Source organism: Streptomyces sp. NPDC056169 (assembly GCF_042268445.1).
Classification (GTDB): Bacteria; Actinomycetota; Actinomycetes; order Streptomycetales; family Streptomycetaceae; genus Streptomyces.
In genome coordinates, this window is the sequence record NZ_JBHJUO010000022.1 from 118323 (window position 1) to 131484 (window position 13162).

At 70.9% G+C, this 13162-nt stretch carries 10 protein-coding genes and 1 pseudogene; 4 read left to right on the top strand and 7 right to left on the bottom strand.

The window, feature by feature from the left end; all coding sequences use genetic code 11:
* Positions 1 to 102: 102 nt before the first annotated feature.
* Genes ACFC0G_RS32155 through ACFC0G_RS32165 form a run of 3 tightly spaced genes read right to left on the bottom strand, consistent with a single transcriptional unit; the run spans position 103 to position 3802 of the window.
* Complete coding sequence (locus ACFC0G_RS32155; RefSeq protein ID WP_376410091.1) at positions 103 to 1020, bottom strand: carbohydrate ABC transporter permease; 918 nt, start codon at positions 1018 to 1020, stop codon at positions 103 to 105.
* Positions 1017 to 2057, bottom strand: coding sequence for an ABC transporter permease (locus ACFC0G_RS32160; RefSeq protein ID WP_376410094.1), 1041 nt, complete (start codon positions 2055 to 2057; stop codon positions 1017 to 1019). Before ACFC0G_RS32160 ends, ACFC0G_RS32155 begins: the two co-directional genes overlap by 4 nt.
* A gap of 2 nt (positions 2058 to 2059) precedes the next feature.
* The gene (locus tag ACFC0G_RS32165) at positions 2060 to 3802 is read right to left on the bottom strand and encodes a Tat pathway signal sequence domain protein (protein WP_376410096.1); all 1743 of its coding nucleotides are present in this window, start codon (positions 3800 to 3802) and stop codon (positions 2060 to 2062) included.
* A 355-nt stretch (positions 3803 to 4157) separates the two neighbouring features.
* Here ACFC0G_RS32165 and ACFC0G_RS32170 point away from each other — a divergent pair, with 355 nt between their 5' ends.
* A complete protein-coding gene (locus ACFC0G_RS32170; RefSeq protein ID WP_376410099.1) occupies positions 4158 to 7049 on the top strand; it encodes a glycoside hydrolase family 3 C-terminal domain-containing protein in 2892 nt (963 codons plus the stop codon).
* A gap of 568 nt (positions 7050 to 7617) precedes the next feature.
* On the opposite strand, the pseudogene ACFC0G_RS32175 reads toward ACFC0G_RS32170, so the two are convergent.
* Both ACFC0G_RS32175 and ACFC0G_RS32180 read right to left on the bottom strand, forming a co-directional pair.
* Positions 7618 to 7770 (bottom strand): annotated as a pseudogene (locus tag ACFC0G_RS32175) (DUF397 domain-containing protein); the annotation flags it as partial.
* A gap of 34 nt (positions 7771 to 7804) precedes the next feature.
* The gene (locus tag ACFC0G_RS32180; protein WP_376410102.1) at positions 7805 to 8644 is read right to left on the bottom strand and encodes a Scr1 family TA system antitoxin-like transcriptional regulator; all 840 of its coding nucleotides are present in this window, start codon (positions 8642 to 8644) and stop codon (positions 7805 to 7807) included.
* Between the two features lie 101 nt (positions 8645 to 8745).
* Here ACFC0G_RS32180 and ACFC0G_RS32185 point away from each other — a divergent pair, with 101 nt between their 5' ends.
* Both ACFC0G_RS32185 and ACFC0G_RS32190 read left to right on the top strand, forming a co-directional pair.
* Positions 8746 to 9201 (top strand): hypothetical protein, encoded by a 456-nt coding sequence (locus tag ACFC0G_RS32185; RefSeq protein ID WP_376410105.1) that lies wholly within the window; start codon positions 8746 to 8748, stop codon positions 9199 to 9201.
* Positions 9198 to 9443 (top strand): hypothetical protein, encoded by a 246-nt coding sequence (locus ACFC0G_RS32190; protein ID WP_376410108.1) that lies wholly within the window; start codon positions 9198 to 9200, stop codon positions 9441 to 9443. The genes ACFC0G_RS32185 and ACFC0G_RS32190 overlap by 4 nt, the downstream gene beginning before the upstream one ends.
* Before the next feature lie 24 nt (positions 9444 to 9467).
* Here ACFC0G_RS32190 and ACFC0G_RS32195 read toward each other — a convergent pair whose 3' ends face one another.
* Positions 9468 to 9902, bottom strand: coding sequence for a YdeI/OmpD-associated family protein (locus ACFC0G_RS32195; protein ID WP_376410111.1), 435 nt, complete (start codon positions 9900 to 9902; stop codon positions 9468 to 9470).
* 123 nt (positions 9903 to 10025) lie between these two features.
* Positions 10026 to 12272, bottom strand: coding sequence for an alpha-xylosidase (gene yicI / locus ACFC0G_RS32200; protein WP_376410114.1), 2247 nt, complete (start codon positions 12270 to 12272; stop codon positions 10026 to 10028).
* 238 nt (positions 12273 to 12510) lie between these two features.
* Between yicI and ACFC0G_RS32205 the strand changes: the two genes are divergently transcribed.
* A complete protein-coding gene (locus ACFC0G_RS32205; protein ID WP_376410117.1) occupies positions 12511 to 13161 on the top strand; it encodes a GntR family transcriptional regulator in 651 nt (216 codons plus the stop codon).
* Position 13162: the final 1 nt, after the last annotated feature.

A 13162-nucleotide genomic window follows, 5' to 3' on the forward strand; every position in this document is an offset into this window, starting at 1 on the left:
GGCAGGCCGGCCCTTGACGGCACAGGCCGAGGCCGAGGTCAGCCCTCGACGGCACAGGGCAAGGCCGAGGTCGGCCCTTGAGGGGACAGGCCGAGGCCGAGGTCAGCCCTTGACGGCGCCGGTCAGCATGCCCTTCCTGAAGTGTTTCTGGACGAAGGGCGAGAGGACGGCGACGGGCAGGAGGGCGAGGACCATGACGGCCATCTGGACGGCGAGTCCGGAGAGGTCGCCGGCCCTGACCGCCTGGCCGAGGCCGACCGGGATCTCCTGTTTCTGGACGAGCTGGATGAGGACGTTCTGCAGCGGCATCATGTTCTGGTCGCTGAGGTAGAGGGAGGCGTTGAACCAGGCGCTCCAGTAACCGACCGCGTAGAACAGGGTGATGACGGCGATCACCGCCCGCGACAGCGGCATCACGATCTGCCAGAGGATCCGCAGGTCCCCGGCGCCGTCGATCCGTGCGCTGTCGACGAGTTCGGGCGAGATGCCCATGAAGAAGCCGCGCAGGACGAGGATGTTGAAGACGCTGACGGCGCTCGGCAGGATCAGGGCCAGGTAGGTGTCGGTGAGTCCGAGGGTCTGCACCAGCAGGTACGTGGGGATGAGTCCGGCGCCGAAGAACATGGTGGCCATCAGGGCGAGCAGGATGAAGCGGTGCCCGAGCGAGCCGGGCCGGGACAGCCCGTACGCGCAGAGGATCGACACCGTCATCGAGAACACGGTGCCGGCGAGGGTGACGAGCACGCTGACGACCGCCGCGCGCGTGACCTGGCCGCCGCTCAGGAGCTCCTGGTACGCGATGAAGGTGACGTCCCTCGGCACGACCACCAGGCCGCCCACCTCCGTGATCGTCTTCTTCGACGAGAGGCTGGTGACGACGACGATCCACAGCGGCACGAGGACCGCGAGGCAGGAGGCGGCGAGGAGCAGGCCCTTGGCGGCGAGCCCGGCCCGGCCGGGCGGTTCCTCCCAGACGGGCCGGGCGGGCGCCGCCCGCCAGGGGGCGAGGCGCTGGGTCATTTCCGGTACACCCCCTGCTCGCCCATGAGATGGGCGACCTTGTTCGCGGAGAGGACGAGCACGAGGCCGACGACTCCCTTGACCAGTCCGGCGGCGGCCGCGTAGCTGAAGTCCTGGCTGCGCAGGCCGGTCCACCACACGAAGGTGTCGAGGACCTCGGCGGCCCCGGGTCCGACGGCGTCGCGCTGGAGCAGGAGTTGCTCGAAGCCGACGGTGAGGGCGTCGCCGACCCGCAGGACGAGGAGCAGTGCGATCACGGGCCGGAGCGCGGGCAGGGTGACGTGCCACATGCGGCGCCACCGCCCGGCCCCGTCCATGGCGGCGGCCTCGTACAGGTCCTGGTTGACGGCGGCGAGCGCGGCGAGGAAGACGATGACGCCCCAGCCGGCGTCCTTCCAGATGCCTTCGGCGGTGACGAGGAACTTGAAGACCGCCGGGTCGGTCATGAGGTCGAAGCCCTCGTGGCCGTGGCGCCGGAGGGTCTGCGCGATGATCCCGGCGCCGCCGAGGATCTGCTGGAAGACCGTGATGACGAGCACCCAGGAGAAGAAGTGCGGCAGGTACAGGACGGCCTGGACGAGCGCCCGGACCCGGGGCCGCAGCACGCTGTTGACGAGCAGGGCGAGCGCGATGGGCACCGGGAAGAAGAGCACCAGCTGGAGGAGGAAGAGGACGAAGGTGTTCTCGACGGCGTGCCGGAACGACGGGTCGGAGAAGACCCGTTCGAACTGGGCGAGGCCGACCCACGGGCTTTCGAGCATGGCGGTGACGCCATTGGTGGAGACGTACGGGTCGTAGTCCTGGAAGGCGACGACGTTCCCCAGGATGGGGACGTAGTTGAAGAGCAGGACGAGCGCGAGCGCCGGGACGGTCATGAGGAGGAGGGTCAGGTCGCGCCGGAACCGCCGGCCGAGCGGGACGCGCCCGTCCGCACGGCGTCGGCCCCGGCCCCGGCCCCCGCCGTTTCGGGCACGCGAGGTCGGGCCGTCCGGAGCCCGTACGGCCGCGTCCGCCGCTTTCGTGTCGAGCGTGCTCACGGTCAGCTCGCCGCGGAGCCGTTGGTGTCGAGGAGCTTCCGGTACCAGTCGCGCAGCTCGTCCCCGCCCTTGGTCTTCCACTCGGAGACGGCCTGCTGCATGTCGGAGACCTTCTTGCGGCCCCGGACGATGTCCTTCTCCAGCTGCTCGAAGTCGTTCATGAGGCCGGTCCACCGCGCCGGCTCGGTGATCGTCATCCCGTAGAAGGAGGACTTGGAGGTGTGGGCGCCCATGCGCTGCTGCCACTCGACCATGGACCGGGTGACCTCGGGGGTGTCGGGGTGCGCCACATAGGGGGCGGGGCTGGCGACGAACAGCCAGGAGCTGCTGACCTCCTGGTTGCCCTTGTCGGTCTTGACGGGCAGGCCGTCCTTGACGGTGTGGTGGACGCCCTCGACGCCGTAGTCGGTGAGCATCCGCTCCTTGGTGCCGTAGGGCGCGGCGGTGAAGTCGGCGATGGCGAGGGCGTCTTCGACGACGGCCTGGGAGCTGCCCTTCTTCACGAAGGCCCAGATGTTGGCGGGGTTGGTGGCCCACAGCTTCGGGGCGCCGCCGGCGTGGCCGGGGATGTCCATGGCGGCCATGGCGAACGCAGGGTTCTGCGCGGCCTGTTCGGACGTCTTGGCGTACCAGTGGGAGAGGTCGTTGTTGTAGATGAGGCACTGACCCGCGGTGAAGCGGAGGCTGGTGTCACCCTGGTTCTGGGTCTTCTCGTCGGGGTGGACGACTCCGGCGTCGTAGACCTTGCGGGTCCACTCCAGGGCTTCGAGGTACTCGGGGGTCTCGACGCGGTTGACGAGCCTGCCGTCGACGAGGTGCCAGCCGAGCGCCTTGTCGCTGCCGGAGAGCACGCCGAACATGTTGTAGGCGGTCCAGGTCATGTCGCCGCAGGCCCACACCTTCGCCTTGGCGCTGGTGATCTCCTTGGCGAGGGCGAGGAACTCGTCGGCGCTCTTGGGGAGTTGCCAGCCCTTGGCGTCGAAGAGGTCCTTGCGGTAGAAGGGCGCGATGTTCGTGACGTACGAGGCGGGCATGGGCAGGCCGCGCAGCTTGCCGCCGAAGAGGGAGCGCTGCCAGGCGTCGGTGGGGATGGCCGCGAGGTTCGGGTACGCCTTCACCTTGTCGCCGGAGAGGTACGGGCCGAGGTCCTCGAACTTGGCGTTGATCGCGCTGGGGATCTTGCCGCCGAGGTTCCAGCCGGGGACGACGACCACGTCGGGTATCTCGCTGGAGGCGAGGACGGCGCCGAGCTTCTGGTCGTAGACGTTGCCGTCCTGGTTCTGCCAGGTGGCCCGGACGCCGATGGCCTCGTTCATGGCCGTGTAGTACGGGTTGTCCGAGGCGGGCGGCGGCCCCCAGAACGGCGCCATGATCGTGAGTGCGCTGCCCTTGCCCTTCTTGGCGGCGACCGAGGCCTTGAGCTCGGTGCTCGGGATGGCGCGGGTGAAGCCGGCGGCGGAGCCGTTCTTCGGCGCGATGTCGGGGACGACGACGGTGCCGGCCACGAAGGCGGGGAGGAGCTTCGCCGCGTCCTTGCCGGTCGTGGTGCCGTCCTTCTTCCCGGTGTCCGAGCCGCCGCCGCAGGCCGCGAGCAGCGGCGCGCCGCCGGCCACCGCGGCTGCGGCCACGGCGGTGGAGGCGAGGAAGCCCCTCCGGCTCTGCCCGGTGTCGCTCCGGCTCTCCCCGGTGTCGCTCCGGCTCGGGGTGGATCTCCGGGAGCCCGTGGAGACGGCGTTCGGCGTCATTGCGTCAACCCTTCATGGCACGCGCCAGGGCATACGGCGACCGCGAGGGCGCCGGCCGGCTGCGGTGGTGGAGGTGGAGATGGAGCGGGCGGGGCGGAGCCCCGGGCACTGTCGACCGTCGAGTCGAAGCGCTTCGATGTTGCTGCGAGGTTAAGTGACCGTCACAGGCGCGGCAAGAGTCGGTTCCGAGATTCTCAGCCTTCCCTCCGGGGCGTCGAGGGGTTCCGAACGGAACCAAGAGCTGCTGGGAGCACGGGAAATGGGCGGCTGCGACTCCTTGACACCCGCTTCCCGCCCACGGAGCATCGAAGCGCTTCGAAAGCTTTCCCTCACTCCTCTGCCAAGGGACTCGCACGTGACCGCACACCGGCCGCCCTTCCGTGACCCGGCCCTTCCCGTCGCCCGGCGCGTCGACGATCTGCTCGACCGGCTCACCGCCGACGAACGCCTGGCCCTGCTGCACCAGTTCACGCCCGGCGTCGAGCGTCTGGGGCTCGCCGCCTTCCGCACCGGACAGGAAACCCTGCACGGTGTCGCCTGGATGGGTCCCGCGACCGTGTTCCCGCAGGCCGTGGGGCTCGGGGCGAGCTGGCACCCGGAGCTGGTGCGCCGGGTCGGCGAGGCGGTGTCCCGCGAGGCGCGGGCGATGCGCGCCAAGGACGGCCGGGTCGGCCTCAACGTCTGGGCGCCGACGGTGAATCTGCTGCGCAACCCCCTGTGGGGCCGCGGCGAGGAGGGGTACGCGGAGGACCCGACGCTGACCTCCGCGATCGCCACCGCGTTCACCCGCGGGCTGCGCGGCGACCACCCGGTGTACTGGCGTACCGCCCCGGTCCTCAAGCACTGGCTGGCCCACAACAACGAGGCGGAGCGCGACACTTCCTCCGCGTCCGTACGCCCCCGGGTCCTGCACGAGTACGACCTGCGGGCGTTCCGGGGCGCCGTCGAGGCGGGTGCGGTGGCCGGGGTGATGCCCGCGTACAACCTGGTCAACGGGCGCCCGAACCACCTCTCCCCGTACCTGGAGGAGGAGTTGCGGCGCTGGACGGACCAGGAGCTGCTCGTCTGCTCCGACGCGGGAGCCCCGTCGAACCTCGCCGACTCGCAGGCGTACTTCGCCACGCACGAGGAGGCCGTGGCGGCGGCGCTGCGCGCCGGGGTCGACTCGTTCACCGACCACGGGACGGACGCCTCGGTGATCCTGGGCCGACTGCGGGGGGCCCTGGAGCGCGGCCTGATCGACCGGGCGGACGTCGACCGGGCGGTGCGGCGGCAGTTGACCGTGCGGTACCTCCTCGGCGAGTTCGACCCGGACCTCGATCCGTACGCGGAGGAGAGCCGGTTCGACACCCCCGAGCACCGGGAGCTGGCCCGCGAGGCGGCCGAGGCGGCGATCGTGCTCCTCAGGAACGAGCCGCCGGTCGGCGAGGAGCGCCCGCTCCTGCCGATCGCGGCGACGGAGGGGGTCCGGATCGCCGTCGTCGGTCTCCTCGCCGACGCCTGCAAGCTGGACTGGTACAGCGGTTCGCTGCTGCACCGCTCCACCCCGCTCGCCGGGCTGCGGGAGCGGTTCGGGCCGGAGCGGGTGAGCTTCGCCGAGGGGGTGGACCGGATCCGGCTGCGTACCGCGTCGGGCACGTGGCTGCGGGTGCCGGAGAGCGGGGCGGAGGCCGAGGCACGAGTCACGGAGGGGGCTCTCGACCCGGCGCTGCTCGCCGGCCGCACCGACCTGCCGCCGCTGACCGCCGACGCGGAGGGCTCCGAACTGGCCCTGATCGACTGGGGCGACGGGGTGCTGACCCTGCGCGCCCCCGACGGCCGGTACCTCTCGGTCGCCGAGGACGGGTTCGTCCGCGCCTCGGCCGACGAACCCGGCGGCTGGGTCGTCCAGGAGACGTTCCGTCTTGAAGCCCAGGGCGACGGACTCGGCGACGCACACGCTGACAGACACCTCCTTCTGCACCTGGGGACGGGTGGCTACGTCTCTGTCGCCGCCGACGGCGTGAAGGTTGCCGCCGACCGCGAATCCGCCGAGGTGTTCTCGGTCGAGACGGTCGAGCGGGGCGAGGAGGCGGTCGCCCGGGCCGCGGCCGGCGCGGACGTGGTGATCGTCGTCGCGGGGAACGACCCGCACGTCAACGGGCGGGAGACCGAGGACCGTACGACGCTCGCGCTCCCCGCCCAGCAGGACCGGCTGTGGCGGGCCGCGCACGCCACGAACCCCCGGACGGCGCTCGTCCTCGTCTCCTCCTACCCGTACGCGGTCCCGGAGGCGGCCGCGACCCTCCCGGCGCTCCTCTGGACGGCGCACGGCGGCCAGGCGGCGGGCACGGCCCTCGCCCGGACGCTGGCCGGGGACGTCTCCCCGGCGGGCCGACTCCCGCAGACCTGGTACGCGGCGGACGCCGACCTGCCGGGGATGCTCGACTACGACGTGATCGGCGGCCGCCAGACGTACCTGTATTTCGACGGCGTCCCGCTGTTTCCGTTCGGGCACGGCCTGACGTACACCACCGTCCGGTACGAGGGGCTGACGGCCGCTGTCGACGGCGAGGAGATGCGGATCTCCTGCACCGTCACCAACACCGGCGCCGTCGCATCGGACGAGGTCGTCCAGGTGTACGGGCGGGCCGTGGCGCCCTCCGTGCCACGGCCGCACCGTGAACTCCTCGCCCACGAACGGGTCCACCTCACGCCCGGCGCGCCCACCGCGCTCTCCTTCACCGTGCCGGTGGCGGCGCTCGGCTTCTGGGACGTGGCCCACAGCCGGTGGGCGGTGGACCCGGGGCAATACGAGATCCTCGCGGGAACCTCCAGCGCCGACGTGCGCCGCACGGTCCGCGTCGAGGTGCCGGGTACGGCGCCCGGGCCGCGTCCGGTACGGGAGACGGGCCTGGCGGCCGTCGACTACGACGAGCAGACCGCGACCGTGATCGTCGACCGCTCCCGGGTCTCCGGCGACGCGGTGACCCCGGCCGATCCGGACGTGCCCGGCACGCTCCTCTTCCGTGCCTGCGACTTCGGCGACGGCGTCACGGAACTGACCGTGACGGCCGCGGGGGCGGGCGAGGTGACGTTCTACGCCGGTACGGGGACGGCCGCGCTGGCCCGCGTGACGGTGGGGCCCACGGACGGCCCGTACGACCACACCACCGTGGGGGCGCCCTGTCACGTCCGGGACGTGACGGACCTCCGCGTCGAACTGCGCGGGCCGCTGCGCCTCGCGCACGTCGCCTTCACCGGCTGAAGGACCAGGAAGCGCGGCGCATGGGGCGTCCCGCCAGGGCCTCGTGGCCCGGCGGGACGCCTCTTCTCAGCGTGCGGGAGGTAGGTAGGCACCCGTGATCGTCTACCTGGGGCCCACCATGACCCGCACGTCATCCTTACGTCGCGTCGCCCTGGTCGCGACGGCGCTCGCCGCGCTCGCCGTCTCCTGCGGCACGACACCGGAGCCCGACCGTTCGGCGGCGGGCCTTGGCGCGGCGGCATCGGCCACGACCGGCTCGCTCGCGCCGTCCTCCGGCGAGGATGTCCGTGGCGCCTTCGCCACCCTCCAGGCCACGCGTGACGAATCCTGCGCGAAGGACTGCGCCGACTTCCTCGGCCGCGTCCACAAGGAACTCCAGGAGCTGGACGGGGCGATGAAGGCCGACCCCCAAGGGGCCCGGACACTTCCCCGAACCGATCCAGAAGATCGCCGAGCTCAACAAGACGCTGGCCGACGACAGTTCCTCCGAGAACCTGAAGAAGCACGAGAAGCTGCTCGTCGGCACCCGCGACTTCATCAACACGTGGATGCAGGGCCACCCGGACGACTACCGCTGACCACGGCGCACCGAGTCGACGAAGGCGGCGGCGGAGACGGCGAAGGTCGAACCGGCCGGAACCTTGGAGTCGCGGACGGGGACGACTCCGAGCGTGGGAACAAGGTTGTGGGCGACCTCCACGCAATTGCCACCGTCGTCACAGTAGGAGGACTTGAGCCGGCGGGGGACCCGACCCTCACAGAATGCTCTCTCGCAGGGCCTTGATCATGGCCAGTGAGTCCGCAGGGGAGAGTGCCTCCGCCGCAAGCCGATGATAGGTCGCGTTCAGGTAGGTCAAGGTGACGCGCTCCCGCACCAGACGCCCTCGGGCCTGCGCCTCGGTGTAGGCGAGCATGGACCGGTCGGCAAGGGTCAGGAGGGTCAAAGGCATGTGGGACGGACGTCTCTCCCCCATGCTGAACGGTGCCACCTGGACGAACGTGAACGGTCGCGCTGCCAATTCGACGAGCCGGTCGAGCTGCGCGGCCATGACGTCGGGGCCACCGACCATCTGGCGGAGGCAGCTCTCGTCCAGCACGGCGAAGTGCATGGGCGGTCGCCGCCGCTCCAGAATCTCCTGACGCTCACGCAGAATGTCCACCCTCTGCGCGGCCTGGTCGGCCGTGACGGACCCCCGCTCGACGTTGAACGCCGCCAGCACCTCTGCATACTCGGCGGTCTGGAAAAGCCCCGGAATGATCCCAATGTCGAACATGCGAATCTCGACGGCCTGGCGCTCGTAGTGGACGTACTCGGGGAAGCCCTCCAGAAGCACCCCGTCCCGCATCCTCTGCCATTCGCGCTCGAAAGACTGGGCCGTTCCCGTCAGACCAAAGGCGGAGTCGATCTCTCGCGACAATTTGAGAGTTGGAGACCTGCGGGCGGTTTCGACAGCAGAAACATGCTTGCCCGAGTACGAGGTCCGCGCCGCCAGATCCTCCTGCTTCCAGCCTCGCTCCTCTCGCAACCTGCGCAAACGTGCGCCGTACGCCGCCGCGAGCCCGCCGTCCGGGTCCAGCTCCTTCCGATTGACCACAACTCTCCTTTTGGAGAAAGACGTTGAAGATTTGAAGACCTGCCGAATATACGTCACGCTGGTGGCCCCTGGTAGTGGATTCGCTACGGAGAGGAGCACTCATGCGCGAAAGCGACCGCCCAGCCCCGGTCCTCGACCTCGGGACGTTCATGGCGGCAGACACACCCGAGGGAAAGCCCCGCCTCGGGAAGGTGACCGCCTGGGACGGCGAGTTCGTCCACCTGCAACGGCTCGGCGGGGGAAGCGCGTGGAGGGCTGCACCGTCCGCGCCGCGTCGTCCGACCGAGGACGAGCGCGCACTGATCCGCGTGCTCACCACTCCGGTCACGGCGTCGACTCGTGTGCAACAGACCTGCCCGGAGCCTCCGGTGGTCCTCTCGGTGGACCCCGTGCCGCCCGCCGTGCCGGCGCCGGGCTGTGCCACGTGCGCGGCCGCGTCCGAGCGGGAGCGGTACTGCCGCCGGAAGCACGACCATTCGGCGGCTGCGGACTTTCGCGTCGAGATCCGCAACCACCCGCACGGGACGCCGGAGTCGACGTTCCGGGAGCGGCCGTGACCACGCCGGCGGTGACCGTCGCGCCGGTCTACCGCATGGTCCAGCACGCCGGACCGGAGTCCGAGCTCACCATGACCGCGAGGTGTCTGGACGGCGGGTGCGCGTGGGAGTCGGAGCCGACACCGGGGCCCGGGACCGGTGCGGTCGGGTGTGCGGCGCACACCGCGGCCACGGGACACACCACGTTCGCCGTCTGCCTGGAGTACGTCGCCCTGGTGACGACGGAGGCGGCGATCCCGTAGCCGACGGAGTCCTGCTTTCGGGGGTCAGCCCCGCAGTGTGGCGATGGCCTTCTCGATGCGCCGAAGGCGCGTCTCGGGCTTCTTCGCGCTCTCGATGGCTCGCACGTGCTCGCGCTTGTGGCTGTACGAGAGGTTGTCGTAGGCGGCGCGGGCGACCGGGTCGTCGTCCAGAGCCTGAGTGAAGTCCGCAGGCTCGACGACGACGCGCGGCTCGGTGTCGAGCTCCAGTACGACCTCGACCTCGTCGCCGATCGAGACACCCGCGGCCTGCCGGTTGGCGTTGCTGAGGCCGAGCAGGTGGCGGCCGCGCAGGATGGCGACCCGGCTCTTCCAGGAATGCCCGTTGACCGTGATCGTCACCGGCGGTCGCGCGCCCCCGCCGAGCGCTGCTACCACCTCGGGCGGAACCTCCAGGCCCCGCATGGGCTCGGGCGGCTCGACATGGGCCCGGAACTTCATGGCTTGCTCCTGTTGTCCGCCGGCGCATCGCGGCTACTCGGCGTAGCTCCGGCCGGTTCCCGGGGCACTGTAGCCGAGACTCCGGGCACAGCCCCTGTGAACACATCCCCCACCCGGATTGGGTCAGTTCCCGTTCTCGACACCTCCTGGTCCGAGAGTCCTCACCGCGTACGGCAGGTCCGTACCGGTCGCCTCCACGCGCGGGCCGTCCGGAGTGCGGGTCACCCGGTAGACCGCCGCGGGGGCGCCGCGGTGGTCCGGGATCGTGACGGTGGTCTCGGTGCCGGGGGTGCCCGGGGTCACGAGCAGCGTCAGGCCGTCGAGCCAGTCGCCGTCCGGGCGGGAGTCGTCGGCGCCGAGGGGCAGGACGGCGCCGGGGCGGACGTACAGCGGGAGGCTGTGGAGGCCGTGGGTCTCGTGGCGCCAGCCGGGGCCGGTGACCGTCTCGCCGGTGAGGAGGTGGGTCCACTCCCCCTCGGGGACGTACACCTCGACCTCGCCGCCGGGGCTCATCACCGGCGCCACGAGCAGGTCGGGGCCGAGCATGTACTGCCGGTCCAGGGTCCGGCAGGCCGGGTCGTCGGGGAACTCCAGGAGCATGGGCCGCATGACGGGGACGCCCGTGGCGTGGGCCTCGGCGGCCGCCCCGTACAGGTACGGCATGAGCCGGTGCTTGAGCCGGGTGAAGCGGCGCGCGACCTCGACGGCCGCCTCGCCGAACTCCCACGGCACCCGGTACGAGTCGCTGCCGTGCAGCCTGCTGTGCGAGGAGAGCAGGCCGAAGGCGAGCCACCGCGTGAAGACCTCGGGTTCCGGCGTCCCCTCGAAGCCGCCGATGTCGTGGCTCCAGAAGCCGAAGCCGCTGAGGGAGAGCGAGAGTCCGCCGCGCAGCGACTCGGCCATGGCCTCGAAGGAGGCCCAGCAGTCGCCGCCCCAGTGGACGGGGAACTGCTGGCCGCCGGCGGTCGCCGAGCGGGCGAAGAGGACGGCCTCGCCGGTGCCGCGCTCCTCCTCCAGGAGCTCGAAGACGGTCCGGTTGTAGAGCTGGGCGTAGTAGTTGTGCATCCGCTCGGGGTCCGAGCCGTCGTGCCAGACGACGTCGGTGGGGACGCGCTCGCCGAAGTCGGTCTTGAAGCAGTCGACGCCCTGCGCGAGCAGCGGGCGCAGCTTGTCCTGGAACCAGGTCCTGGCCTCGGGATTGGTGAAGTCGACCAGGGCCATGCCGGGTTGCCAGAGGTCCCACTGCCAGATGTCGCCGTTCGGTCGCTTGAGTAGACAGCCCCGCTCTCTGCCTTCCTCGAAGAGGGGGGACTTCTGTGCGATGTACGGGTTGATCCACATGCCGACGCGCAGGCCGCGCGCCTTCAGGCGGGTCAGCATGCCCGCCGGGTCGGGGAAGGTCTCGGGGTCCCAGGCGAAGTCCGACCACTGGTACTCGCGCATCCAGAAGCAGTCGAAGTGGAAGACGGAGAGCGGGATGCCGCGCTCCGCCATGCCGTCGACGAAGGAGGTGACGGTCTCCTCGTCGTAGCGGGTGGTGAAGGAGGTGGTGAGCCAGAGGCCGAAGGACCACGGCGGGGGCAGCGCCGGGCGGCCGGTGAGCGCGGTGTAGCGGGCGAGGACGTCCTTGGGCGTCGGGCCCGCCACGACGAGGTACTCCAGGGTCTGGTCCTCGACGCTGAACTGGACCTGGCCGACGGCCTCGGATCCGACCTCGAAGGAGACCCGGCCGGGGTGGTCGACGAAGACGCCGTAGCCGCGGGAGGAGAGGTAGAACGGGATGTTCTTGTAGGCCTGTTCGCTGCTGGTGCCGCCGTCGGCCTGCCAGATGTCGACGCTCTGCCCGTTCCGCACGAAGGGGGTGAAGCGCTCGCCGAGGCCGTAGATCTGTTCGCCGACGCCGAGCGCGAGCTGGACCGCCATGTGGTGGGAGCCGTCGGCGGTGGTGACGAAGGCGGTGCCCTTGCGGCCGGACGCGGTGAGGGCGCGGCCGTCGTCCTCGTGGAAGTGCAGCGTCCAGGGCGCGGAGCGGTCGAGGCGCAGCCGCAGCGGGCCGGAGGCGAGCTCGACGACCGGACCGTCCACCGTGACCTTCCCGGCTCCGGTCCCGCCCTCCGCGAGGGCGAAGTCCGGTCCCCGGTGGGCCTTTCCGGCGTGGTGGGTGACGCGGACCCCGATGACGCCCTCGGCGGGAGCGTGGCACTCCACGGTGAGGAGGGCCGAGTTCAGCGTGTCGCCGCGGGTGGCGACCCGCTTGACGGAGGCGTAGGCGGTGAAGCGGTCGGCTTCGGTGCGCAGGTCGCGGACTTCGGTGGCGTACGAGGCGTGGACACCCTCGCGCATCAGCCAGAAGCCGTCGGTGAACTTCATGCGGGTCCTTGGAGGTGGGGTGAGGTGGAGGCCGCACCGAGGGAGGAGGGGCCGCAACGAGCGAGGAGGGGCTGCACCGAGCCCCCAATAGTTATCCCAGAAAACAAAACGGTGGACCAGCCCCGTAGAAAGCGTTTGCGCGAAGCATTGACGAAACACGAACGCCCCCCTAACTTCATGCCCGTTGCACTTCGTACGTCATATATGAGACGCGATACACGAGATCTGAGAGTGCTCCATGGCCTTCGCCCCCAGCCCCATCCCGTCCCGCACCCAGTACGTCCTGGAAGCGATCAAGCACGACATCCTCACCGGAGGGCTCAGACCCGGCCAGGCGCTCGTGGAGACCGAACTCGCCGCGCGCTTCGGGGTGTCGAAGACCCCGGTGCGCGAGGCGCTCAAGACCCTCGCGGGCAGCGGGCTCGTGGTGATGAGCCAGTACAAGGGCGTCACGGTCCGGATGGTCGACGCGGACATGGCCCGCGCGGTCTACGACGTGCGCCTGCTCCTGGAGCCCGAGGCGGTCCGCCGCGCCGTCGCCACCGCCGCCCCGCTCGACGCGGCGGACGAGGCGCTGCGCCGGGCCGCCGGGGCCGAGGACCCGGCCGAACGGTCCCTGGCCAACCGGGACTTCCACCGCGCGCTCTACCTGCCCTGCGGGAATCCGCTGCTCGGCCGGATGCTCGACGAGGTCCGTGACCAGGCCGCCCTGGTCTCCACGGTCGCCTGGGCCGCCGTCCCCTCCTGGGAGCGCGAGGCCGCGGAGCACGAGGAGATCCTGCGGCTCGCCGTCGCGGGCGATGCCGAAGGCGCCGGCCGGGCCGTGCACGACCACATCGCGTCGTTCGTCGAGCGCGCCTTTCCCCACTCCCCCCTGAACAGCGAGTGAG